The sequence below is a fragment of the Streptomyces sp. NTD91 genome, from assembly GCF_059510455.1.
On record NZ_JCAJZW010000018.1, the window covers coordinates 33,271 to 57,368 of the forward strand.

Sequence of the window (24,098 nt, forward strand, 5' to 3'; positions counted from 1 at the left end):
CTGCGCAACGCCTCGTGGGGTGTCATGGCACTGGCCGTGGTGGTCGGTGCGGGAGCGGGCGCGGGCTCGGTCGTCTTCCGCTGGTGCATCAAGACCTTCACCCGTCTGCTGTCCGGCCATGCCGACTATGCGGCCTCTCCCGGCGCGAGCAATCCACACGTGCCCTGGCTGGGCCCGTACTTCGTGCTGCTCGTCCCGGTGATCGGCGGCCTGCTGTACGGCCCGCTGGTCAACCGGTTCGCCAAGGAGGCCCGCGGGCACGGCGTGCCCGAGGTGATGCTGGCGGTCGCCCAGCGCGGCGGCCGGATCAGCCCCAAGGTGGCCGTCGTCAAGACGCTCGCCTCCGCCCTGTGCATCGGCGCGGGCGGTTCGGTGGGCCGCGAGGGCCCGATCGTCCAGATCGGCTCCGCGCTCGGCTCCACCCTCGGCCGCCTCACCAAGGTGACCGAGGGACGGATGAAGCTTCTGGTCGCGTGCGGGGCAGCGGGCGGCATCGCCGCCACCTTCAACGCGCCCCTGGCCGGCGTCTTCTTCGCCATGGAACTGATCCTGGGCACCTTCTCGGCCGAGGCGTTCGGCGCGACCGTGCTGGCCAGCGTCACCGCCAGCGTCATAGGGCGAGCCGCCTTCGGCAACACGCCTTTCCTCAACCTGCCGGACTTCCACGTCGACAATCTGGCGCAGTACGGCCTGTTCGCACTGCTCGGCGTCATCGCCGCCGTGGTCGGCATGGGCTTCACCCACGTTCTCTACCTGATCGAGGACGCCTGCGACTGGGTCTGGCGCGGCCCGGAGTGGCTGCGCCCGGCCGTCGGCGGACTCGCCCTCGGCCTGGTGCTCCTGGCCCTCCCGGAAATGTACGGAGTCGGCTACCCGGTCCTGCAGAAGGCGACCGAAGGCCGCTACGCGATCGGATTCCTGCTCCTTCTGCTGGTCGGCAAGATGCTGGCGACCAGCCTGACCATTGGCATCGGCGGCTCGGGCGGCGTCTTCGCGCCCAGCCTCTTCATCGGCGCGATGCTCGGCTCCGGATACGGCATCGGCGTCCATCACCTGATGCCCGGCACCGCCGGCGCGGTCGGCGCGTACGCCCTGATCGGCATGGGTGCCACCTTCGCCGGCGGCGCGCGGGCACCGATCACCGCCGTGGTGATCCTCTTCGAGCTGACCGGCGAATACTCGATCATCCTGCCGCTGATGCTGGCCATCGTCCTGGCCACCGCGGTGAGCCACCTGCTGTCGCGGGACACCATCTACACGCTCAAGCTGCGGCGCCGCGGTATCGACCTGGAGGGCCCGGCACCGGGCGCGCGGATCGGCACCCAGCACGTCGGCGCAGTCATGGAACCGCTGCCCTCTCCCCTGTCCTCGACCACAGCCCTGGCGGATGCCGCCGACCTGCTGAGCCTCTCCGGCCACGGAGCGCTCCCGGTCGTCGACGACACCGGCGAGTACGTCGGTGTCGTCACGGCCCAGGCAGTGGCCGAAGCCCTCGCGGAACAACCGGACGCCGCGCCGTCGACAGTGGAACAGCTCGCCGAGCCACCGGCTCCGGTCACGACCGATCAGCCACTCGCACAGGCTCTGCACACCCTGCTGTCGGCCGCCGGCACCGGAGTCCCCGTCCTCGACGGCGAACAGGGCAAGCCCGTGGGCTGGCTCAGCCACCAGAGTGCACTGCGCGCCGTGCACTCATCCGCATAGCCTCCGCAGACATCACAGGTCAGGCCCGCCCAAACCATGTTGCGTGATGCAAGAATGGGTAGAGGACTCTCGAAGGACGAACCGTTCCAGGGAGGTGAACCTGTGGGCACGGAGCACGTCCAGCGGGCCTACTCGTTCGCGTGTCTCAACTGCGGACACGGCTGGGAGAGCACATACGACATCGACGTCACTGTGGACGGCAACGGGCAGCTCGTCGCCACCTACCACCTCGACGGCAGGCTGGTGGCTTCACCGCTACAGGCACCCCGCTGCCCCGCCTGCGAGGGTCGCAATATACGCATCATGCGACCGGGGCGGGTGGCAGCGGCACGACTGCACGAAAGGTGACCTCGTCGATCCGCGCCCTCGGTCTCCGTTGCACTGGGACCGAGGGCAGGTGCGGGGCATACGGAGTCCCGCAGAGGACAAGACGGCCTCACCCAATCTTTACGTAGGCCAAGGATGACTGAAGCACCGGCGACACCTGCCCACCGGTGAGCGCAGTGCCCAGCCGAAAGGCCGGGAGGCGCGATTCTGTTTTGCAGCACCCCCGCATCGAATTGATCGGAATCGGCTCACAGGACGGCCGGGGCAACTACTGTGGCTGGAACGGAACTGCTGCCCAGGAAGCGGGCGACACGGACCGAACCACGGTCGGCTGCAGCGCCCTGATCTCCCCCGCCGAGCTCTGTGATCAGCCCCACTGCCGCCAGGCCGCCCGCTGCCGCGGCGGCACTGTCGGTCAGCCATGTCCGAGATGGCGGTCCTGCGGGGGCATGGTCCTGCCAGAATCGGCCACCTGTGACCAGGGAAGGATTCACGGCTGATTGCGGCCAGGGCGCCGCTCCTTCACCACAGCGGACCAGCAGATACACAGGGCACCCGGCAGGCGCAACGCGATCCGACCACTACGCAGCCTCAGGCCGCGATATGCACCGCACCCGGGCTCTCACCCAATGCGAACCGCATTTCCGTCGGCATGACCGTGGTACCGAAGCAGCAGCATCGCGGCGTCATCGTGGAGGGGCCCGCCCGCATGCCGTACCAGGTCCTCTCGCAGAGCCTCCAGGGCTCTGTCCGCGTCGGGCTGATGCAACAGCTCCGCCCGATCACCAAGGGGATAGAAGGAGCCGTGCGGGTCCCTGGCCTCGGTGACTCCGTCCGTGTACAGCAGGAGCTGATCGCCGGGCGCGAAACCCACGCGGTACGGCTTGGGGCCTTCGCTCCCGTGAGCGCCCAGGCCCAACGGGAGGGCGTAGGAAGGCGGCTCCGGGAAGTCGACGTCTCCGTCCCCACGGACGACCATCGGAGCGGGATGTCCGTGATTGAGGAACACGACCTCGTGCCCCAGTCCGAACTCGGCGAGCACCGCGGTCACGAACTTCTCCCCCTCCAGTTCCCGGGCCACGCTCCGCTCCAGCCGTTCTCCCAGCCCGACCAGGTCGGGCTCGTCATGGGCCGCCTCACGGAAGGCACCCAACACCACGGCGGCCGTCTCCACCGCGGCCAGACCCTTGCCCTGGACGTCCCCCACGATCACCCGGATCCCGTGTGGTGAGGCCACCACCTCGTACAGATCGCCGCCGATGCGCGCTTCCGCGACCGCCGAGGTGTACGACACCGCCGCCTGGAGCTGCCCCGCGGTCCGCGGCACCGGCCGGAGAAGGACCCGCTGGGCAACCTCGGCGATCGACTTCACGCTGGCCAGCTCCGCCTCACGGCGCGAGCGCATGACGGCTGCGACGATCCCCGCGCCTGTGACCCCCGCCACGGATGCCATCGCCGTGAATCCCCGGCGCTCTTCGAAGAGGCCGTCATACAGGCCGAGGCACACACAGAGCAAAAGGGCTGCCCCACCGATCAGCGCGGTACGCCGCCATCCACCGATGAGGCCCGAGAACGCCGGCCCGAGCGACACCAACGGCAGGAGCCCCACCCCCGGACCGGCAACGACATCGGCCGTGGCCACCGTTGCCATCGCCGCCATTGGCAACCAGGACAGCATCACGGAACCGATTCCCCGTCTGTGCACGATCATGACGTCCTCCAGCAGGCCCACAGCACTCGAGAGCCGCCCGATTGCTCTCGGCACAGACGCCCTCCCCCCTTTAGACTATGCAAAGGTTGCCTCGCGGGGGCTACCTCCCCCTCGGCCTTTACCCAAGAGAGCCGAGAGCCGACATGTCCGACTCTCTGGAAGGCGAAGATGCTCCGCAGGAAGACCGTGCACGAGCCACCCCGACTCCCCTCGGGCTGGAAGAGGTTCACAGCACGATTGCCGATTCTCCTCTTCCGTGGAGGGCTGGGATGGATCTTCGGCGAGCGGCTGCTCTTGCTGCACCACACAGGCCGCGTCACCGGACTCGACCGGCGAGTGGTCCTCGAAGTGGTGGAACGGACGAACGGCAGCTGGACCGTCGCTTCGGGCTTCGGGCCGAAGGCGGCCTGGTACCGCAACCTCCACGCGCAGCCGAAGACCCTGATCCAGGTGCGCAACCGCCACCATGCCGTCACAGCACACTTCCTCACACCGGAGGACGGCGCCGAGATCATGGCGCGCTACGCCCGCCGACACCCCCGCACGGCTCGCCACCTGTGCCTCCTCCTGGGCTTGCCCTCGGACGGCAGTGAGGCCGGGTTCAGGGAGGCCGGAAGGGCCATCCCGTTCGTGCGACTGGACGGCGGCGGCGATTCCACACCAGCATGACCCCGCCTCAGCCCACGGCCTGCAACCGTACTCGATCTGTCCAACGTGCTGGAATCCTCCTTTGCATCATGCAAGACTTGCACCGGGGGCCGAGTCGGCCGTCGGAAGTCGCACGGCGCCATGGAGTGAGGCCTTACATCCCGGCAGGGCAACACTGGCCGCCGACTGGCCCGCCCCATCCCTCCGCGGGTTGGATCCCGCGATGAAAAGGGGAGGCAACGGAGAGGCTCTTTCGGCCGTAACCGAAGCCGTGTGGCAGCAATTCCTCGGCGACTCCGAGGACGCCTTCCGAGCGTCCGCACCGCGAGAACTCTCCTCGCTTGAGCGCGCGGCTCGTCCCCCATCTCGACCCGGCGGCAAGGTGTCGGACGTTCGAGCCGGCGAGGCACGCGCAGCGATGGATTCCGGATGCTCAACGGCGGGACCTGCCCGCAGCGGTCGGTGAGTTGCGGGCCCCGGATGTTCGACGGCCAAGTCCGGCATGCCGACACCCAGAAGGCCAGGTGAGGCGCAGACGCCCGGGCGCTTCCTCGCCACGGTCGCCGCAGCCGTCATCATCATGACGACTCTCTCCCGCTTGTCCACCGACACGGCCCACGACGGAGTGACGGGCGATCGCCCTTCTCGGCGGGTCGCGGAGACAACGACGAAGAGAGGCCCGAGACAGGCCACCTACTCCCGTGGCGACTCACACCCCTACGCCCGTTCGGACGACGGGGGCCTTGCACGACGAGACGGGAACGACCGGTCGCGTTCCGCCCTGGACTCCGACTGAACGATTGTTTATTATGCTGCACATGCGTTCAGCCTTTGGCGACCGGACCGCTCGAGCGGTCATCCGTGACGAGGCCCTGCGCCTGTTCGCCGAGCACGGGCCGGAGGTGGTCACTGTGCGGCAGATCGCGTCTGCCGCGGGCGTGTCGCCCGGTCTGGTCCTGCACCACTTCGGGTCGAAGGAGGAGCTGCGCCGGGAAGTCGACCAGCACGTTGTGGACGTCTTCGAGGCGATGTTCGGCGAACTGACGGGCGAGGGCAGCACGAAGGTGCTCGATCCCGCGGCGGGGGCGAGTTCGCTGAGCGAGGCGCTCGCCCGGCACCTCCCCGACGGCTCCCCCCTGCCTGGCTATCTGCGTCGGCTCCTGCTGTCGGACACCGACGCCGGGCGGGTGCTGTTCCGGCAGCTGTACGACCTGAGCAGGGCCGCGCTGGACGGCCTGGCCACAGCCGGACTGGCTGCTCCCGGGCGGGACCCGGCAGTCCGGGCCGCGCTGCTCCTCGCCAATGACCTGGCCCTGTTCCTGCTGCGCGACCGCCTGACCGAAGTACTCGGCCTGGATCCCCTGTCGGCCGACGGCATGACCCGGTGGGCGCCGGAGATGCTCAGCATCTACGCGGGCGGGCTGAATGCGGAACCACCACAACCACAAGGAGACACTCCCTAGGGAGGCCGCCGCATGGCGCCCGGCTCGACACTCGTACCCTCACCCGTCCTGCAGGCAACTGACATCCACAAGTCCTACGGCAGCAGGCACTCCGTTCTGCGCGGAGCCGATCTGACGGTGACCCCCGGCCAACTCGTAGCCGTCGTCGGAGAGAACGGCGCCGGCAAGTCAACTCTGCTGAAGATCCTGGCCGGCACTCTGCCTGCCGACCGCGGCAAGGTGATCCTTCCCGGCACGCTCGGATACTGCCCTCAGGACCCGGTCCTCAATGGGGCGCTCACCGTCGAACAGCATCTGCGCTACTTCGCCGCTGCCCGCCGCCTGTCCGACACCGACCGAGGCCATGAGCTGGTCCGCCTCCTCGGCTACGAGCGTTACGCACAGTCGTCCGCCGGACAGCTGTCCGGCGGCACCCGTCAGAAGCTCAACCTGACACTCGCCCTCCTCCACGACCCGGACGTCCTGCTCCTCGACGAGCCGTACCAGGGCTTCGACTGGGAGACGTATCTACGGTTCTGGGACCTGGTCGAAGACCTTCGCGCCCGGGGCAAGGCGGTCGTGATCATCACACATCTCGTCTTCGAGCAGGACCGGTTCGACGTGCTGGCCGACCTCACCGACGGCCGCCTCACGCCACGCGCCTCTTCCCGGGAGGGCCACCATGTCGGCGCCTGACATTTCACCAACCCGGCCGCGGTACCGCCAGTTCCCCACCGCACTGCGCTTCTCGGTACGCGACCAGACCCGAAACCGCCTCGCCGGAATCCTGCTCGTCGTCTTCGTACCCGTCTGGTACCTGGTGATGGACGCCATGGCCTCTGGTCAGGCGCTCGACTTCAAGCTGTACTCGACCGGCGAGGTGCTGCACGTCGACGGCGCCCACCTCACCCTGATCTCCGCGGGACTCAACTCCGTCACGATGATCGCCGGGTTCGTCGTCTTCGACGCCGTACGCAAGGCCCTCGTCTTCGACCGACGGCTCGTCTTCGCCGGCTACCGGCAGCACACCCTCATCGGCGCCAAGACGCTCGCCATCGCCGCCGTCGCCACGACGATCGGCCTCTACACCGCGCTCGCCATCCTGTTCTTCTGGCGGCCCCCCGCGGACGGGTGGTTCGCTGTGCTGGCCGGATTCACGGTCATCGCCCTCACCTACGGCGCCCTCGGCCTCCTCCTCGGCGTCCTGGTCAAACGGGATCTGGAAGGCTTCTTCCTGATCATCATGGGCGGGCTGATGGACACCTTCCTGCAGAACCCCCTGGGCAACCCTCTCGCCAACAAGCCTGTTCTGCAGTGGTTCCCGTCCTTCGGCCCCATGCAGTTCGCCGTCGGCGGCTCCCTGGACCACACCGCCCTGTGGGGGCACCTCGCACTCGGGCTCGCCTGGGCCGCCGCGTTCAGCGCCGTGGGACTTCTCATCTTCCACGTCCGGACCCGCAGCCGCACCTGACGGCTGCCACGGCTGCTGCCCCGATGACCGCTCCTGCCACCGCAACAGGCTCTCAGCTCTCTCACTTCGCAAAGCGGACAAGGCCCCGGCGTTCGCCCGTTTCGGCCGACCTGGAATCATGGCGCCTGCCATGAACTTCCCGGTACGGGCTGCCGCTGACCTGAGACTGCTGAGAGCTGCCTTGTTCTCTGCGGTGTGCGCGGCGCTGTCCGCGGGCGGGCACCTGCTGGCCTCGGGTGGCGCGATCCCCCTGTGGTCGCTGGCAGTCGGCGGAACATCGGTGCTGTGCCTCGTGAGCCTCTTGGCCGGACGTGAGCATTCCCTGCCCGGCATCGTGCTTGCTCTCCTGGGCGGGGAGGTAGCTCTGCACCTGGTGTTCGCACTGGGGCAGGGCTCGGCGACCTCCGCTCTGAACGACCACTCGAGCCGTGTGGTGAGTGTGGCCGGACATCTCCTGTGCGGCGCGGAGTCGGTGCATCTGACGCCGGACAGTGCGGCACGGCTCCTTCGGCAGGCGCACATCGATCCCACACGTGCCGTCCTCGCGTCAGCCACGTCACACAGAGTATGACCGGGACGGCCGGCATGTCCGGACACGGAACCCATGTCATGATGTTGAGCTCGATGTTCACAGTGCCCATGGTCACCGCGCACATCGCCGCTGCCGTCATCACGGGCTGGGTGCTGCGGCGCTGCGAGGTCGCGGTGTGGCGCGCCGTCCGACTGCCATCACTGGACACGGGCCGCCTCGTGCGCCGAGCCCTCGTCCAGTGGCTGGGCGATCTGCTGAAGGCACTGCTCACCTGGCATCCACAACCGCTCCCGGTCGAACCGATCGTCTGCCTGCTCGCTCTGGCCGTCTACGGCCTGGGCGTGTGGCGGCTGCGACGACGCGGTGACCACTGGGCGCCGGCTCGGACCCTCCTGTGGTCGACAGGCGTGGTGACCATCGCGCTGGTCACCTGCACAGGTCTGAACGGGTACGGCATGGAGATGTTCAGCGTCCACATGGTGCAGCACATGGTGCTGTCCATGCTCTCGCCGATCCTGCTCCTGCTCGGTGCTCCCGTCACCCTCGCCCTGCGGGCGCTGCCCACAGCACGGCGAGGCCGCACCGGCCCCCGAGAAATGCTCAAACGGCTACTGCACAGCCGCCTGGCACGGGTGGTCTCCTCTCCGCTCTTCACACTGCCGCGGTTCATCGCCAGCCTTTACGGGCTCTACTTCACTCCGTTGTTCGACTTCTTCATGGGCAGCTGGCTCGGCACGAGTGGATGCTGGCGCACTTCCTGATCACGGGCCTGCTGCTTTTCTGGCCCATCCTCGGCGTCGACCCTGCGCCCCGCCGTCCTTCGCACGTACTCAGGATGCTGGAACTGTTCATCGGTATGCCCTTCCACGCCTTCTTCGGCATCGCGGTGATGATGTCCAGCAGCCTGATCGTCACGTTCTTCGCCCACCCTCCGGCTGCCTGGCACCTGAGTCCGCTGGCCGATCAGAACAGCGGCGGCGGGATCGCCTGGGCCTTCAGCGAGGTTCCCACCGTCCTGGTGCTGCTCGCCCTGCTGACCCAGTGGGCTGCCACCGACCGCCGCACCGCCGCACCGATCGACCGTCAGGCCGACCGGGACCACGATGCCCAACTCGTGGCCTACAACGCCTACCTCGCCCGTCTCGCTGCACACGACAAGTCGTAGGCGCTGCCACGACACATCCAGCACCATTTTCGATTCGTGGTGCGTTACCGGCCGACCCGGTGCGCCGTGCACATGTGCCGCCGGCAGAGCCACGAATAGGCCGCCAGGCCGATGAAGAGGAGGACCAATTCCGACCTATCGACCTCCTTGACCTGGACTTTGCGTAGTGCAAAGAATGGGACTGGCGGATGCCGGATGGGGGTGTGATTAACCAGGGATCACCCCTTGAAAGAATGTAGGCCTGCGCTTCGGTGCTGCCCCAGCTCGCATCATGGCCCAGCAGACGAGTGACTGCGCAAACCAGGTGCGGAACCTCAGCAGACGGACCGCCTCGAGGAGGTCGGCCATGGATGCAGAGCACGCCCGTTGCATCCCTTGCTCGTTTCTCTGCCTCGACTGCGGACACGGCTGGGACGGCACGTACGACATCGACATGGTGGTGGACGCGCATGACCAGATGGCACCCGTCTACCACCTCGACGGTAGGCAGTCTCCCCGTTGCCCCTCCTGCAAGGGTCGCGAAATCCGCGTCGATCGACAAGAGCGGAGCCGTGCTTCGACCTCCCTTCGCCGGCATCGACGTCGACGTGGCTAGTGCCGCAAGAGGCAACGTTCGCCCCGTCGCGACGCCCGGGACGCTCCCCCACTGCCTCAAGGGCGTGGGAGGTGCCCCCACTCGCCGCACCGGGCACGAACCCGAGTACATCCAGTACGAGGGCTTGCACCCGGCACGCCGAGAGCACGCACCGGACGCCGCTCCTTGACGGGCAAACGTTGCCTGCCGCGGCACCAGGGCGTGTTTCGAAAGTCCCGTCTGGTCCGAGACGCCTGGCACGGCACCTCGCCGCGTTGTCGGGATCGTCCACGTACGCCCGGTACGAGGACGTTGCGATGCACCGCACCAGACGCCGCGGACCCCGCCCTCCGGGCGGACGACGCTACTTTCGAAACACGCCCTAGCTAGGCGATCGAGTGGGCCGGGATGGCCTGTTCCGTCCAGATGATCTTGCCGGTCGTGGTGTAACGGGTCCCCCATCGGTGGGCGAGCTGGGCGACGATGAGCAGGCCCCGCCCGCCCTCGTCGGTGGTCCGCGCATGACGCAGGCGTGGCGAGGTGCTGCTGGCGTCGGAGACCTCGCAGATCAGGCCCTGATCCCTGATCAGGCGCAGACCGACTGGTCCGGTCGCATGACGGATGGCGTTGGTGACCAGTTCGCTGACGATGAGTTCCGTGGTGAATGTCAGATCTGGGATGCCCCATTCGGTCAGCTGCCGGGTGGCGAGGGCGCGGGCGTGCGCGACGGCGGCCGGATCACTGGGCAGGTCCCAGGAGGCGACCTGGTCCGGGGCCAGGACGCGGGTCCGGGCGAGGAGCAGGGCCGCGTCGTCCGGCGGTGGACCGGTCAGGAGAGTGTCGATCACCCTGCGGCCGGTCTCCTCCAGGGTCGGCCGGGGCGCCGCGAGGGCATCGCTCAGCCGGGAGAGCCCGATGTCGATGTCCCGGTCGACGGACTCGATGAGGCCGTCCGTGTAGAGGGCGATGAGGCTGCCTTCGGCCAACTCGGTCTCGATGGCCTGGAAGGGGAGGTAGCCGAGGCCCAGTGGTGGTCCGGCGGGCATGTCCAGGACATCCGCGCCGCCGCCGGGTGCGACGACCACCGGGGGGAGGTGACCGGCCCGGGCCATCGCGCACCGCCCGCTGACCGGGTCGTAGACGGCATACAGGCAGGTGGCGCCCAGGAACGCGGTGTCCGTCGCCTCGCCCTCGGCCGTCGTCGGGGCATCGGTGTGCGCTCCCATGAGGCCGATGACCAGGTCGTCCAGATGGGCCAGCAGCTCGTCCGGGGAGAGATCGAGGTTGGCGAGCGTGCGCACGGCGGTACGCAGGCGGCCCATGGTCGCAGCGGCGTTGATGCCGTGCCCGGCCACGTCCCCGACGACCAGGGCGACCCGTGCGCCGGAGAGCGGGATCACGTCGAACCAGTCGCCGCCCACACCGCTGGGCACGTCCGCCGGGAGGTACCACGAGGCCGCCTCCAGAGCGGATCCGCCCGTGAGGTCCTGCGGCAGCAGGTAGCGCTGCATGGATCGGGCCGCGGTGCGTTCGCGGGTGAAACGGCGGGCGTTGTCGATGCACACCGCCGCACGGGAGACGAGTTCCTCGGCCAGGCGTGCGTCGTCCTCTTCGAAGGGCCCCAGTCGCCCGGAACGGGCGAATGTCGCGACGCCCAGGGTGACGCCCCGTGCCCGTACGGGGACCACCATCACCGAGCGGAAGTCGTAGTCGAGGAGCGAGGCGCCCAGCGTCTCGTCCACGGTCACCCATGGACTGTCAGTGCGGTCCAAGACCCGTTCGACCAGGGTTTTGCTCTCCAGCAGACAGCGGGTCACGGGCGACTCGGGGGCGCGCCGGACCGCCTCCCCCAGGGCCAGGGACGCCTCGGGGCAGCCCTCGCGTACCGACTGCTGTGCCGCACGTCGGATGACGGGCGCCATCCCGACGGGCCCGGGTGCCGGTTCCTCCCCCCTCATCACCGTGTCCAGCAGGTCGACGGCGACGAAGTCGGCAACGGCCGGCACCGCGCCGTCGGCCAGTTCCTGCGCGGTCCGTGTCACGTCGAGGGTGCTGCCGATGCGGGCGGCGGCGTCGTTGAGCAGAGCCAGGCGTTCCTGTGCCCGCCATCGCTCGGTGACGTCAATGATCATGTACCAGACGCCCACGTTCCGGTCGTGGCGGTCCTTCATCGCGAAGAACGAGGCGGAGATCGCGCGGCTTCGGTCGGGCTCCGAATAGTCCGCCCCTCGGTATTCGCAGTCCATCACCGGAGCGCCGGTCTCCAGGACATGGCGCATCTGCTCCTCGAAGGCCTCCGCCTCGGCTTTCGGCAGTACGTCCGCCATCCGCCGTCCCAGCCGTCGCTTCAGAGGGATCTGGTGGTCAAGCGGTTCGTTCACCCAGACGTACCGCAGATCCGTGTCGAGGACGGCGATACCGACCGGCGCATGGGCGAGGAAGGGGGTGAGCATCAGCTGGCTCACCCCGCCCCCCGGCATCCGCCAGAAGGCCCGTTTGGGGGGCCGGCCGACGAATCTGCCGAAGACCAGCGCGGCGGCCGTGGCGACCACGACGCCCGGAAGCATCTCGTAGATCCCTGACCAGGGGGAACCGAGCAGCGGACCGACCTCTTTCCAGAGGAGGACCGTGGCCGCGCCGGCGACGATCCCGGCCATGGCACCCGCCCAGGTCATGCGCGGCCAGTACAACGAGAGGAGGACGACCGGGCCGAAGGCCGCTCCGAAGCCCGCCCAGGCATAGCCCACGATGCTCAGCAGTCCGCCGCCTCTGAGCGCGATCAAGGAGGCCACCAGCGTCACCAGGACGACGGCGGCACGGCCCACCCAGACCAGTGTCCTGTCCGAGGCTCGCCGGTTGAGGAACGCGTGGTAGAAGTCCTCGGTCAGGGCGACGGACGAGACGAGGAGCTGGCTGTCGGCGGTCGAGATGATCGCGGCGAGGACGGCGATCAGCATCACCCCGGCGCCCCACGGGCTGAACAATACGCGGCTCAGGTTGATGTACACCGTCTGCGGATCGTGGAGCGGCGTGCCGGACCGCGCGACGCCCAGCAGACCGACGAACGTGGCGCCGGCGAGGACGACGGTGACCCATCCGGTTTCGATACGCCGGGCTACCGGAACGGCCCTGGTGCTGCGGATGCCCATGAAGCGGGCCAGGATGTGCGGCTGGCCGAAGTAGCCGAGGCCCCAGGAAAGAAGCGAGATGATCGCCACGGCGCCGAGCGACCCTCCGCCGCCGGACCACCGGCCGTTGACGAAGTCGACCTTGGCGCCCATGTCCAGCAGGGCGGGTGTCTTGCTGTTGAGGGAGTCGCGGAGCGGCCCGAATCCGCCGAGCGCCGTGATACCGACGACGGGGAGCACGAGCAGGGCGACGAACATCAACGTGGCCTGCATGACGTGGGTCGAGCTCACGGCCAGGAAGCCGCCCAGGCACGAGTAGACGACGATCAGCAGGGCGGTCAGGGCCACTCCGAGCCGGAACCCTGCACCGAAGATGTGCCCGAACAACAGGCCGCCGGCCACCAGCCCACTGGCGACGTAGACGGTGAAGAACACCAGGGTCACCGCCGCCGAGACCATCCGGAGCGTCCGGGTGCGGTCCTCGAACCGCTCCTCCAGGTAGGCCGAAAGACTCACGGCGTTCTCGGCGCGCTCGGTGTAGGTGCGCAGCCTCGGCGCGACGAACAGCCAGTTGAGATAGGTGCCGACCACCAGACCGACCGCGATCCAGCTGGCCCCCACACCGGCCGCGTACACCGCTCCGGGAAAGGCCAGGAAAAGCCAGCCGGACATGTCGCTGGCCCCGGCGGACAGCGCGGCGACGACAGCGGGGAGCCTGCGGCCGCCCAGGGCGAAGTCGGCAAAGGTGTGAGTGCGGCCGTACGCCCAGATGCCTGTTCCGATCATGACGGCCACGTACACGAGGAACGTGGCCACGATCGGCGCACTCAAGTCGGACATAGTGCCTCGCCTGCGAGGTTCATGAGCACGGGCTCGGTCGTCGCGCGCCGGACAGCCGTAGGACCTACTTGACCAAATTTACAGATGTCTACCGTCATCGGCCGACAGGGCCGTCCGCGCCCTTGCCGGCGGGCAGCCGCTGGAGCCTATTTCCGTCCGGCCGGGGCAGCCCGACGAGGAGCAGCGTCACGTCGTCGTCATGCGCCGCCGTGTCCGGAATCAGGGTCCTGACCAGACGGTCCGCGGCCTGGTCGAGCCTTCGCGGATCCACGGCAGCGCCCTTGAGTTCGACGTCGAGAGTGCGGGCGAGAACGTCGATCTGGGCCTCGATGTCGGTACCGGGCCTCTCGACCAGTCCGTCGGTGTACAGCGCGAGAACGCTGCCCGGCGGCAGCGGCTGGGTCGTCTGCCGGAAGGGCACCCCGGCGCCGCAGGGCTCGTTGACGCCCAGTGGGACCCCGACCGGTGTCCGCAGCGGACGGGCCGGCTGATCCGGAGGCAGGACGATGACCGGGAGATGCCCGGCGGAGCACAGGGTGACTTCGTGGGCGCTCTGGTCCGTCACCAGGTAGACGCAGGTGACGAGCTGGTCCGCCAGGTCGGCGACGAACGCGTCCAGCCCGGCCATGAGCCGGCTCGGCGGTACGCCCGTGCGGGCCAGCGCGTGGGAGGCCGCGCGCATCTGACCCATGACGGCCGCCGCCTCCAGCCCCCGTCCCATCACGTCGCCCACGACGATCCCTGTACGGTGCCGGTCCAGCGGGACGATGTCGAACCAGTCACCGCCCACTCCCGGGTCCTGGACGGACGCCAGGTAGCGGTGAGCGCTGGGCAGGTAGGAAAGACGGGCCGGCTCACCCATGAGGCTGTGCTGCAGGGTGTAGGCGATGCGCCGGTGCTCCTCGTAGCGCTCGGCGCGTTCGGCCTCGGCCTGTCTGCGTTCGGTGATGTCCCGTACGGTCAGGAACACCCTGGTCTCCTCGTCGGCGCGGAGGCTGCTGAGACTCACCTCGACGGGGAACTCACCGCCGTCGATGCGCAGCCCGTACAGACCCCGGTCCAGGACGATCGGTTTCGGGTCCGTCTGCCGCAGGTAGGCACGGAGGAGAGCGCGGTGCCTCGCACGCCGGGCGGCGGGCACCAGTTCGACGACCGCGGTACCCAGCAGGTCGGACGGTGCGTAGCCGAACAGTTTCTGTACCTGCGCGTTGGCCATGACGATCATCCCCTGACCGTCCGTGATCAGCAGAGCGTCGGGGGCCGATTCCAGCAGCGCGAGGAAGCGCCTGTTGGCCCGCCGGACCTCGCGTTGGGCCGCGACTCGTTCGGTGATGTCCGTGACCACACCGCACACGGCGTAGGGCGTGCCGGACGGGGTTCTGAGCGGGAACAGACTGGCGAGGAAGTCCCGTGGACCTCCCGGCAGGTCGAGAACTTCCTCCCGCTGTACGGGGGCGCCCTCGGCCAGCACGGCCAGGTCGATGGCCCGCGCCCGACGCCCCAGGTCAGCCGGCATGACATCCCGGTCCCGTCGGCCCAGCACGCGTTCGCGCGGCAGGCCCAGGCTCTCCTCGAAGGTCGTGTTGACCGCCAGGAAGCGCCCCTCCAGGTCCTTGATGAACACCACCGCAGGCGTGTGGTCGATGAACGCCTGGAGCAGTTCGTTCTGCCGTACCTGCCATTCGGCACGGGCGTGCGCCACCTCGATGCGGCGGCCCACGGCCAGCGCCGAGAAGACGACCGCGGTGAACACGGCCACGTGCCCGCACACCAGCAGCGCGATACCCAGCCGCGTTCCGAACAGTCCCGCGTCCTGACCGGCAAGGACGAGTCCGCCCAGCAGCGGCGGTGCCACCAGGACGGTGGCGAACAGCCGGCGCCCGAGCGCGCCCGTGGTGCCCGCGTTCATCAGCAGTCCGGCCAGACCCCGGGCCGGCCGGGTGAGGAAGGCGGCGATCCCCAACAGCACCAGAGCCGCCCCGGTGTACACGGCCATCCCCTTGTACGGGCCGAACTGTTCCAGCTCGGGCACGGCGTACGCGAACCCGTACAGCCGCAGCATTCCCAGCGTGAGAACGGCCAGGCCCAGGACTTGACTCGTCCAGGCGGCCAGTCGCGCGGCGCTTGCGCACAGGGCCGCCACGGCGCCGACCACGAGTGCCGCAGCCGTGTTGGGCGCCATCCGCCCGGGGACGACCGACGCCACCCGCAGGGCGTCGTCCTTGAAGAGCAGTTCATCGATGCCCAGGCCCACCCCGGTCACGTACTCCACGACGGTGAGTCCGCCGATGACCAGGGCGAGCGCCGCGGCCGCGCGAACGGTGGTGACCGCCCAGGGGGTGACATGGAGGCGAGCCACCAGGAACAGGGAAACGCCCAGCGCCAGCAGAGAGACGGCTGTGTTCGCACTCATGGCGGCACCGGTAGGCACGCTCCTCAGGAGGTCGACGTCGAAGATCCAGCCGGAAAGACCCGACGCCCCCAGCACAGCGGCCAGCAGCGCGGCACCCTGGGCCACAGCGCGAGCAGCATCGAGCGCGGACTGCTGATACGGCAGATCCGCGGCCTGTCCTGCTCCTGGTGCGTCGGGCACCTTCGACGCCTGCTCTTCAACCACTGAAAACCCTTTTGTGGGCAAATATCCGGATATGCACTCATACCCTAAGTATTCTGCGCCCGCTGTGCCCTGGTCCGAACGTCCCTCCCCATGCCCCCGTCGTTCCCTCCGTGCCGGCAGGACCGGCGGTCCGCCGGCCGGGCGGCGCTGCCCGTCACCTGTTTGTGTGGGGCGGTGCTGGGCACCCGGGACCGTACTCCGAAACGCGGACGGATCGTCAAGGACGGCAGGAGGCGTGTCTGCCATGTCGGCTGGTGAGAAGGCCAAGGCCAAGGCCGAGCAGGCCAAGGGAAAACTCAAGAGGGCCACGGGGCGAGCAGTCGTCGACGACCCGATGGTCGCCGAGGGCCAGGCGGAGAAGTCCAAGGGCGATGCACGCCAGGCCAAGGAGAAGATCAAGGACATGTTCAAGCGCTGAGTTCTGGCGCCGCTCATGAGTCCTGGGCCTTCACCCCCGACCACGGGGATGAAGGCCCTTTCCCTTACCGAAGTCTTCGGACCACGGAACAGCTCGACCGGCGGCGGCAATGCGCTGGACGTACATTCGGACACATGACCGAGGTGCCCGGACGCATCGGCCCCACCACAGACCGCGAGACCGCCGCGCTCGTCCTGGGCTGCTCACCCGATCAGGTCGGCTACTGCCCGCGCTGTCAGGGCCTGACGCAGCGCTATGGGGTCGGCGCGCGGGTCCTGTGCCCGGCCTGCCGCGCGGCCGAGGCCGCCCGTGGCCCCTCCGGCCGAACGCGGTCGTTACCCGGGCGGCCTGCACCGACAGATCTTGTGCAGCATCGGGCTTGCTGGTCATGGCGACGGATCACTGGCAAGCTGTACGACCGTCCGCCCGTGTGTTCGTCCGACGGTGGTTGCGCCGGAGGGGCCCCGGCGGTGCCGTACTGGTCCTGAAGCCGTGGCGAGCTGGTGGTGCCGGCGCTCTCGCGGCTCGGCGGTCAGGATGGCTGGACCTGGTCGAAGAGGGCGAGGGCTTCGGCGGGATCCGGGCTCACTAGGCGTTCCAGCCCGGCCGTCGTGATCTTCGCCCATCTACCGGCCCGTGCCCACATCCGTACCTCGAAGGCGCGAACGGCCTCGTCCAGATCTTCAGGGCCGGTGGCGATGGACTCGGCGAGTTCGGCGCCGTCCAGCATCGCGAGGTTCGCGCCGGCCCCCAAGGGGGGCATCAGGTGGGCGGCGTCGCCCAGTAGCGTCACCCCGGGTACATGGGTCCAGGTGTGGGAAGCGGGCAGGACGTAGAAGGGACGGTGGACGAACGCGGTGCCGTGTCGGATCAGGTCGAGGACGGGAGCGGCCCAGCCGTCGAACAGGGCCTGCAGGCTCGATCGCACGCCCTCGACGTCGGCCAGGTCCAGGCCCTTGTGCCAGTCCAGCGGCGCGCGGAACTTGGCGTACACCTTCACGTGACCGCCGCTGTTGCGCTGAGCGACGAGGGAGCGGTTCACGCCGTACACGGCCACGGAACCGTCCCCGATCAGCCGGGCGAGTTCAGGGTGGCGGGTGTCGACGTCGTCGAGGGAGGTCTCGACCGAGGTGACGCCGGTGTAGCGCGGCGTCACCGACGAGACCGCCGAGCGGACCCGGGACCAGGCGCCGTCCGCGCCGACCACGAGGTCGAACGTCTCCTCTCGCCCGTCCGCGAACTGGACCAGTGCGCCGTCCCGGGTCCCCGGCACCACCTGCGTCACGCCCCGCCGCCACTGGACCTCGAGAGGGCCGAGCAGCAGGTCACGGAGTTGGCCGCGGTCGATCTCGGGATTGGCCCGGTCATCCGGACGGGGTCGCCAGTCACGCAGGACGGTGCCGTCCGTGTCCAGGATGCGCATGGCCTGTCCCTCGGGGCGGGACAACGCCTGGAACTCCGCCAGCAGCCCCGCCTTGTCCAGCGCACGCTGGCCCAGCCCTTCGTGCAGGTCCAGCGTGCCGCCCGGGGGACGCGCGTCGCGGGCGGGATCCCGTTCGAGGACGGTGACGGGGTGGCCATGGCGGTGCAGCACACGGGCGAATGCAAGGCCGGCAGGGCCGCACCCGACCACGGCGATACGTTGTCTCATGCCGATACACCATATTGGCACGATACGGTGTATCGCAAGAGTACAGTGTGACCATGACTGTGTGGGACCGGCCGGAGCCGCCGACTCGCCCCGCGCCGCTCGACCGGGAGCGGATCGTAGCCGCCGCCGTCGCGCTGGCCGACGAGGGCGGGCTTGATGCGGTGTCCTTGCGCAAGGTCGCCGGCCGGCTGGACGTCGGCCCGATGCGGCTGTACGGATACATCTCCACCAAGGAGGAGCTGTTCGACCTCATGGTGGACGAGGTCCAGGCCGAGATTCTCCCCGGGAAGCGACCGGATGACTGGCGGGAGGCGCTGCGCGTCCTCGCCCACCGGACCAGGCAGGCCGCGCTCCGTCACGAATGGCTGGCCGACCTGCTCGGCGGCCGCCCGACCCTGGGCCCGAACGGCCTCGCCGTCACCGAGGCCTCGCTCGCCGCCCTCGACGGCCTCGCCGACATCGACACCGTCATGCGCGCCGTGGAGACTGTCAGCGCCTACTTCACCGGCGCGATCAGGCGCGAGATCGCGAACCTGCGGGCCGAGCGCACCACGGGCCTGTCCAAGCCCGACTGGCAGCGCGCCTACGGCCCCCATGTGACCAGGATGTTGGCCACGGGCCGCTTCCCGGCGCTGGCCAAGGCCGTGTACGACGGCACGGACGTGGACGCCGAGGCAACCTTCGCGACCGGCCTGGAGTGGGTCCTCGACGCCGTGGCCGCCAGACTCACCGGGCCGCCGGCGTGACGCGGTGCTCGTGCCGGATGTGAGCGAGGTCGGGGCCGGCGTCCACGGGCCGTGCGGGCTTGCGCCATCACCGCTTCATGACGCGTGTCCGGCCGTTGAGGCGGCGGGAGCGTCGGCTTCTTTGGTCGGGTCGTCGGAGGGCCGCAGGCCGGCACCCGAGCCGGCGCGGGCGAAGGCGTTGCGGCCTGGGAAGTTGATGTGCTCGTAGGCGATCGGCGAGCGCGGGCGCATCGAATCGCCGGCGCATGGAGCGTGCTTGGGCCGCCATGGCCGCGGCTCGACTTCCTCCTGGAGTCGGTGTCGCTCGTGTCGATTGTCTCGCAGCCGGCCGCGGAGGAGAGCGATCTCCGACGTCTGGGCCCGGCCGCGCTTGCTCGTCGACGGGCACTGCGGTTGCCCGGTTCATCGTGGCCCGGCGACTGCCGCACATGACGGGTCTCCGTCGCTGCCGTACGCTGTACGCCCTGGCGCTGCCGTCCAGGACTCGGGTGGGCTTCGCGACGACGTGGAGGACGGGTGGACCCCGACGAGGCATGCGACTTCGACCTTCGGCAGGGCGCGGCGGACCGTGTCACCGGCCCGCCGGCCGCTGGATCGGGAGTGCGACTGCTGGATGTGGTCCGGGATGTGGTCGCCCAGGTGGCGCCGGAGGAGCTGCCGCTCTTGGCCGGACTTGCCCGGTTCGGCGAGGCAGAGATCGGTCGACGCCTCGTGCGTGGGGACAAGCGGGACGACCCCCTGGGTTTTGGCATGGGGGAAGTGGTCGCGCTGGCGACTCCGGTGGTGTGGGTCGCCGTGCAACAGGTCGCCAATCGGATGGCCACCTCGGCGGCGGACGGTGCGGTCACCCGGGCCCGTGAGGCGTTGCGCAAGCGGATCGGGCGTCCGGCTCCGGTCGCGCCGCTGCCGCACTTCGGGCCGGCGGAACTGGCGGAGGTCCGGCAGCGTGTGCTGGAACTCGGGCTGCAGAGCGGTCTGGAACGCGACCGGGCGGAACTGCTCGCGTACCGGGTGGAGGAGCGGTTACGGAACCTCGAAGCCGCCGCCGCCGGCGGCAACGGCCCGGACGGCGGCGCCGGATGAGCACTGCGGCGGCCGACGGTCCGCCGGCCCCGGCTTCGGCCGACACCGACGCACGTGGGCTGGGGGCCGCGACCACCGCACGGTTCCTGCTGCTCCTGCTGCTCTTCGTGGCCGCAGGCGCCGAGATGAGCATGAGCGTCGGCAGCGTCGTGGCCGTCGGCGGAGGGCCGGACAACTGGATAGGCTGCGCGCTGGCCGGTGGCGTCGACCCGTCGGCCGGCTTCGCCCGGGGCATCGTCGCGGGCCTGCCCAACTACGCGGGGATCGAAGCCTGCTGGGCGCAACACACACCGCAGTTGTCCTGGCTTCCGTACGCGGTGCTCCCGGCCCTGGCGGCTGTCACGGCCGCACTGTACGCGGTGCTGCCCCGGCTGAAGGCGCGACGGCGTGGGTCGGTGCCGTTGGCGGAGGTCGACGCCGACGGACGGTTGCGCGATGAACTGGGCGCGCTGCTGGCCCGGACCGGTGTCACCGCCCCTGTCCGGTTCATCGTCGACCTCGGCGCCATGACCGCGGGCGCCGTGGTCTTCGGCACCCGACGGCGGGCGACCGTACGGCTGCACGCTGGACTGCTGGTCCGGTACCGCACCGCGCCCGAGCGGTTCCGCAGCGTGGTGCTGCACGAGTTGGCGCACATCGCCAACGGCGACATCGCGGTCACCTACGCGACCGTGGCGATGTGGCGCGTCATCATCGGGGCGGTGCTGCTTCCCGAGGCGGCCGTAGCGCTGTACGGGATGGTGACCGACAGGTCTCCGGAGGGCTGGCAGCTGGCGGCGGAGAACCCGTATCTGTTGGGCCAGGAGGCTCTGATCGTCCTGCTGGTCTACCTGGTCCGGGCTGACATCCTGCGGATCCGCGAGCTGTACGCCGACCGCACCGCGGTGCTCCGCTGGGGTGTGTCACCGCAGGTCCTGATTCCGCCGCAGCCCGAAACCACCCCGGATCCAAGTGAGCTGACGTCACGTCAACCACCCGACCTTCCAAGGAGGATGGCCACAGGCTTCGCCGAGTTGTGGCGCACCCATCCGTCCTGGACACTGCGCCGCCGCACGCTGGCTGACTCGACGGCGCTGTTCCGGCTTCGCGCGCTGCCGCTGTTCACCACCGGGCTCGCGGCCGGTGTGACGCTCTATGCGCTCACCGTGGCGCTGTCCCCGGCGCCGACCTGGACGATTCCGATCGAGAGGCTGGCGGTGTCCGGGCTGGTCACGGGGATCGGCGGGGTGGTCTGCTGGCGCGCGGTGCTGCACGCGGTGGCCGTCGGCCGGCGGCCGCCCTCCGGCGCCCTGGCCGGCCTCTGGCTGGGCGCAGGTCTGGCCGTGGCCGACCTGATCGACACCGGACTGGCCAACGGCGCCTGGCTGCCCGAACATCCGGAAGCTTTCCTGCTGCTGATCGCGGCGCCCGCGATACCCCTGGCCTGGACGGCGCAGTACGCCGAACTGCGGATCACCGCCACCAGCCAACGCTCGCTGCGCGGGGCGGCGGTCGCCGGCCTCGTGCCGCCCTGGCTGGTGCTCGCCTTCCTCCTGGACTGGTGGGATCGCCTCGGGCTGGTCCACGGCTGGCAGTACTACGAGCCGGTCGTACTGAGCATGCTGGGCGTGACGACCGCCCATCCGCCGCCGATGCTGCGGATCCAGTCCGTCCTCGTGGCCCTCCTGGGCCGTGACACGGGTTTCGTCGACCTGTGGTGGGCATGGGCGCTGCTTTGGCTGTCCCCCCTGCTGCTGTGGGCCGTGCCGGTACGTTCGGGTGCGCCGACCCCGCGGTGGCGGAAGGCCGGCCGACCGTCGGTGGCCAGGCCGGCGGAACCCGAGAGCCCGCCCGCGACCGCCGTCCCGGACTCCTCCCGCGCGCCCCGTTCTCTACCAGGCCCGGCCGGGCAACCGGCCGCCGAGCCGTCCGCCGCCCTGCTGTCCGAGCTGTGCCGGACCGTGCGGGCCGGCCTGTTGGGCGGCCTGCTGACGGCTACGGGACTGCTCGCCACCGCCGCCGGGGTGGCCACGGTCCGCCCGCTGCACAGCCGCATGGCCGAGGAACTGGCCGCCATGGCCTGGCAGGTCGTGTGGGGCACCGCCGTCATGACGGTGACCGCGGTAGCGGTCGCTCTGCGCTCCGGACGCCTCCCGCTGCTGCGGGCCGCGGTCGCCGCCGGGGTCGCCGGTCTGGTCGGCGTCGTGCTCGGCCGGCTGCAGGCCTCGGCGGACGGCTGTCTCGGGCCGGCCGACGTCCTGATCCGGCACGGTTGTTCATGGCGACCGGGCGGATCGGCGCGGGGGTTCGACGACTGGGTCATCGGCCGTCTGCTCGGTCCGAGCCTGCTGCTCGCGCTCGTGGTCGCACTGCCGGCCCCGGCCGTCCGCCGGGCGTGTGCGCGACTCCTCGACCGTCGGCGGCAGCCGAGCGCGGCGTCGGCGTCGCGGCGGCCGGTGCGGTCGATGCGGCTGCTCGGCGGGCAGCGGACCGCCGTACTGACCGCTGTCGTCGCGGTCGCCCTGGTCTGCTCCGTGGCCGTCCGCCCAGCCCGGCTCGGCCGGAGTCCGTCCACCGCGAGCGAGCTGGCCTACCTCCATGGCGCCCGCGCGGCGTCGCCCGTCACCCAGGCGATGCAGGTCGGCGCCTGGATCCAGTTCGGCGGCGGCGCCGTGGTCCGGCAGATCTCCGACGCGACGAGCACGCTGGAGGGCCTGCTCCGGACCACCGAGAACGCCTCCGGCCTGGCTGCGCTGGCGCTGTGGCCGACGTCTGTGCCGCCGGTCTGCGACACGCTCGACGCCGTGGCCCGGCGAGCGCGGCAGTACTTCCCGGTCCCCGTCGCAGCGGGGCAGCGGCTCTGGGCCAGGGTCGTCATCGCCGCCGCCAGGGCGGCGAGCGCCTGCCGCACGGCCGAGCAGACCCGGAGCCCGGCAAGCCTGTCCGCGGCCGCCATCGACTACGCGGACATCGGCGTCGAAGTACGTGCCATGGTGCGGTGGCTCGGGCCCGTCGGCCCCAGAACCGCCGCCAGACCCGCCGGTACGGGCTTGGGCACCATGCCGCCCGGGCCGGCGATTCCGGGTACGCCCCAGTTGATCTCCGCCAGTCGTTACACGGTCCGTGTCGCGGCGGCCGACTACGTACTCCTCCCGATCGTCGACAGCAAGGGCCTGGTGCCGGCGGGCGACCGCATCGTTACCGTCAGCGCGGAGTTCTGTCTGGCGGCCGTCCCGAGGAACGGGACGGCGCACGTCGACACCGAGCGGACCTCCTGGCGCCTCGCCTTCTCCGACGGCACAGTGGCCGGTCCACTCGCGGCCCGGTCGCCCTGGGGTGCCACCGCCGGGCTGTACCCCACAGGGCTGCAGCGGGGTCTGATCAGCAGCGGCGACTGCGTCGGAGGGACGATCCCGTTCGACGTGCCGGCCGCCGAGACGGGTGTACCGGCCGACGTCGAGTATCAGCCGTCGCCCTCGACCGCCGGCCCCAGGGTCAGCTGGAGGTTCAACGGCCCCGGCCGGTCGGCAGGCTCCGGGACGATACTCGGCGGCACCCTGACCCTCGGCGCGGACTTCGGAGCCGACGGCCATCCGGCCGAGCAGGTCACCGTGACCGGCTACACAGCAGGGCGGGTGAACGCGACGAGCGACTGGTTCGCCCTCGTGCGCGTGCAGGTCTGCGGCCCTGTCCTCGGGGCGGCACCACAGGTCGACCCGACAAACTGGCAGTTGGTCCTGGCCGATGGTGCCGCCGCCTGGCCGGTACGGTCCTCGTCCGTGCCCGGCTCGATCGCACCGCCCCACCCGGGCGGCCCTGCGGGCAAGGCCACCACCGGGCGCTGCAGCACCAAGCCGATCCTCTTCGACCTCCCGTCCGGAGAGGCCCCGGCCGTGGTCAGGGTGAACGACAATGACGCCGCGGGCCAGTTGTCCTGGTTGCTGACACCGCCTGATCAGTAGCCCCGCCTCCCCCGCCCTGCGACGGGAGCCGGCCGCGGGGACCGGTCCGCGGGATGTGGAGACATGCATCCGCGCGGGAATACCGAGCAATGCCTCGGAG

Annotated in this window: 14 protein-coding genes and 1 pseudogene; 11 read left to right on the forward strand and 4 right to left on the reverse strand. The window is 70.0% G+C overall.

The genetic code is table 11. The features are described 5' to 3' along the window. Positions 1–24 precede the first annotated feature (24 nt). Entirely contained in the window at positions 25–1,704 is a 1,680-nt protein-coding gene (locus tag AC5WRT_RS19820) for a chloride channel protein (protein WP_496094005.1), read from the forward strand. A gap of 949 nt (positions 1,705–2,653) precedes the next feature. Here AC5WRT_RS19820 and AC5WRT_RS19825 read toward each other — a convergent pair. After that, complete coding sequence (locus AC5WRT_RS19825; RefSeq protein WP_496094006.1) at positions 2,654–3,742, reverse strand: PP2C family protein-serine/threonine phosphatase; 1,089 nt, start codon at positions 3,740–3,742, stop codon at positions 2,654–2,656. 168 nt (positions 3,743–3,910) lie between these two features. Here AC5WRT_RS19825 and AC5WRT_RS19830 point away from each other — a divergent pair, with 168 nt between their 5' ends. The 6 genes and pseudogenes from AC5WRT_RS19830 (at position 3,911) to AC5WRT_RS19855 (ending at position 9,000) form a co-directional block, all read left to right on the forward strand. Next, on the forward strand, positions 3,911–4,411 hold the full coding sequence (locus tag AC5WRT_RS19830; RefSeq protein WP_496100457.1) for a nitroreductase family deazaflavin-dependent oxidoreductase: 501 nt from the start codon (positions 3,911–3,913) through the stop codon (positions 4,409–4,411). A 797-nt stretch (positions 4,412–5,208) separates the two neighbouring features. After that, the gene (locus tag AC5WRT_RS19835) at positions 5,209–5,853 is read left to right on the forward strand and encodes a TetR/AcrR family transcriptional regulator (protein ID WP_496094008.1); all 645 of its coding nucleotides are present in this window, start codon (positions 5,209–5,211) and stop codon (positions 5,851–5,853) included. A gap of 12 nt (positions 5,854–5,865) precedes the next feature. Next, positions 5,866–6,528 (forward strand): ABC transporter ATP-binding protein, encoded by a 663-nt coding sequence (locus AC5WRT_RS19840; RefSeq protein ID WP_496100458.1) that lies wholly within the window; start codon positions 5,866–5,868, stop codon positions 6,526–6,528. Further along, entirely contained in the window at positions 6,515–7,303 is a 789-nt protein-coding gene (locus tag AC5WRT_RS19845; RefSeq protein WP_496094010.1) for an ABC transporter permease, read from the forward strand. Before AC5WRT_RS19840 ends, AC5WRT_RS19845 begins: the two co-directional genes overlap by 14 nt. Positions 7,304–7,433: 130 nt before the next feature. Beyond that, a complete protein-coding gene (locus AC5WRT_RS19850) occupies positions 7,434–7,874 on the forward strand; it encodes a hypothetical protein (RefSeq protein ID WP_496100459.1) in 441 nt (146 codons plus the stop codon). Between the two features lie 68 nt (positions 7,875–7,942). After that, positions 7,943–9,000 (forward strand): annotated as a pseudogene (locus AC5WRT_RS19855) (cytochrome c oxidase assembly protein). A gap of 960 nt (positions 9,001–9,960) precedes the next feature. Here AC5WRT_RS19855 and putP read toward each other — a convergent pair. Both putP and AC5WRT_RS19865 read right to left on the reverse strand, forming a co-directional pair. Further along, complete coding sequence (putP, locus tag AC5WRT_RS19860; protein WP_496094011.1) at positions 9,961–13,542, reverse strand: sodium/proline symporter PutP; 3,582 nt, start codon at positions 13,540–13,542, stop codon at positions 9,961–9,963. A gap of 94 nt (positions 13,543–13,636) precedes the next feature. Further along, positions 13,637–16,159, reverse strand: coding sequence for a SpoIIE family protein phosphatase (locus tag AC5WRT_RS19865; RefSeq protein ID WP_496100460.1), 2,523 nt, complete (start codon positions 16,157–16,159; stop codon positions 13,637–13,639). 244 nt (positions 16,160–16,403) lie between these two features. On the opposite strand from AC5WRT_RS19865, the gene AC5WRT_RS19870 reads away from it, so the two are divergent. Next, positions 16,404–16,577 (forward strand): CsbD family protein, encoded by a 174-nt coding sequence (locus tag AC5WRT_RS19870; RefSeq protein WP_496094013.1) that lies wholly within the window; start codon positions 16,404–16,406, stop codon positions 16,575–16,577. A 532-nt stretch (positions 16,578–17,109) separates the two neighbouring features. Here the strand turns inward: AC5WRT_RS19870 and AC5WRT_RS19875 are convergent. Further along, a complete protein-coding gene (locus AC5WRT_RS19875) occupies positions 17,110–18,228 on the reverse strand; it encodes an FAD-dependent oxidoreductase (RefSeq protein WP_496094014.1) in 1,119 nt (372 codons plus the stop codon). A 53-nt stretch (positions 18,229–18,281) separates the two neighbouring features. On the opposite strand from AC5WRT_RS19875, the gene AC5WRT_RS19880 reads away from it, so the two are divergent. The 3 genes from AC5WRT_RS19880 (at position 18,282) to AC5WRT_RS19890 (ending at position 23,998) form a co-directional block, all read left to right on the forward strand. Continuing rightward, positions 18,282–18,974: a TetR/AcrR family transcriptional regulator gene (locus AC5WRT_RS19880; RefSeq protein ID WP_496094015.1), complete on the forward strand. Its 693-nt coding sequence runs from the start codon at positions 18,282–18,284 to the stop codon at positions 18,972–18,974. Positions 18,975–19,490: 516 nt separating this feature from the next. Further along, positions 19,491–20,057 carry a hypothetical protein gene (locus AC5WRT_RS19885; RefSeq protein ID WP_496094016.1) on the forward strand — a complete coding sequence of 189 codons (567 nt, stop codon included), beginning with the start codon at positions 19,491–19,493 and terminating at the stop codon, positions 20,055–20,057. After that, the gene (locus AC5WRT_RS19890) at positions 20,054–23,998 is read left to right on the forward strand and encodes a M48 family metalloprotease (RefSeq protein WP_496094017.1); all 3,945 of its coding nucleotides are present in this window, start codon (positions 20,054–20,056) and stop codon (positions 23,996–23,998) included. Before AC5WRT_RS19885 ends, AC5WRT_RS19890 begins: the two co-directional genes overlap by 4 nt. Positions 23,999–24,098 lie beyond the last annotated feature (100 nt).

Excerpts from the sequence above, each read along its gene's own strand:
- AC5WRT_RS19820 (WP_496094005.1), top strand. The coding sequence starts at position 25 with ATGGCACTGGCCGTGGTGGTCGGTGCGGGAGCGGGCGCGGGCTCGGTC.
- AC5WRT_RS19825 (WP_496094006.1), bottom strand. The coding sequence starts at position 3,742 with ATGATCGTGCACAGACGGGGAATCGGTTCCGTGATGCTGTCCTGGTTG.
- AC5WRT_RS19830 (WP_496100457.1), top strand. The coding sequence starts at position 3,911 with ATGCTCCGCAGGAAGACCGTGCACGAGCCACCCCGACTCCCCTCGGGC.
- AC5WRT_RS19835 (WP_496094008.1), top strand. The coding sequence starts at position 5,209 with ATGCGTTCAGCCTTTGGCGACCGGACCGCTCGAGCGGTCATCCGTGAC.
- AC5WRT_RS19840 (WP_496100458.1), top strand. The coding sequence starts at position 5,866 with ATGGCGCCCGGCTCGACACTCGTACCCTCACCCGTCCTGCAGGCAACT.
- AC5WRT_RS19845 (WP_496094010.1), top strand. The coding sequence starts at position 6,515 with ATGTCGGCGCCTGACATTTCACCAACCCGGCCGCGGTACCGCCAGTTC.
- AC5WRT_RS19850 (WP_496100459.1), top strand. The coding sequence starts at position 7,434 with ATGAACTTCCCGGTACGGGCTGCCGCTGACCTGAGACTGCTGAGAGCT.
- putP (WP_496094011.1), bottom strand. The coding sequence starts at position 13,542 with ATGTCCGACTTGAGTGCGCCGATCGTGGCCACGTTCCTCGTGTACGTG.
- AC5WRT_RS19870 (WP_496094013.1), top strand. The coding sequence starts at position 16,404 with ATGTCGGCTGGTGAGAAGGCCAAGGCCAAGGCCGAGCAGGCCAAGGGA.
- AC5WRT_RS19875 (WP_496094014.1), bottom strand. The coding sequence starts at position 18,228 with ATGAGACAACGTATCGCCGTGGTCGGGTGCGGCCCTGCCGGCCTTGCA.
- AC5WRT_RS19880 (WP_496094015.1), top strand. The coding sequence starts at position 18,282 with ATGACTGTGTGGGACCGGCCGGAGCCGCCGACTCGCCCCGCGCCGCTC.
- AC5WRT_RS19890 (WP_496094017.1), top strand. The coding sequence starts at position 20,054 with ATGAGCACTGCGGCGGCCGACGGTCCGCCGGCCCCGGCTTCGGCCGAC.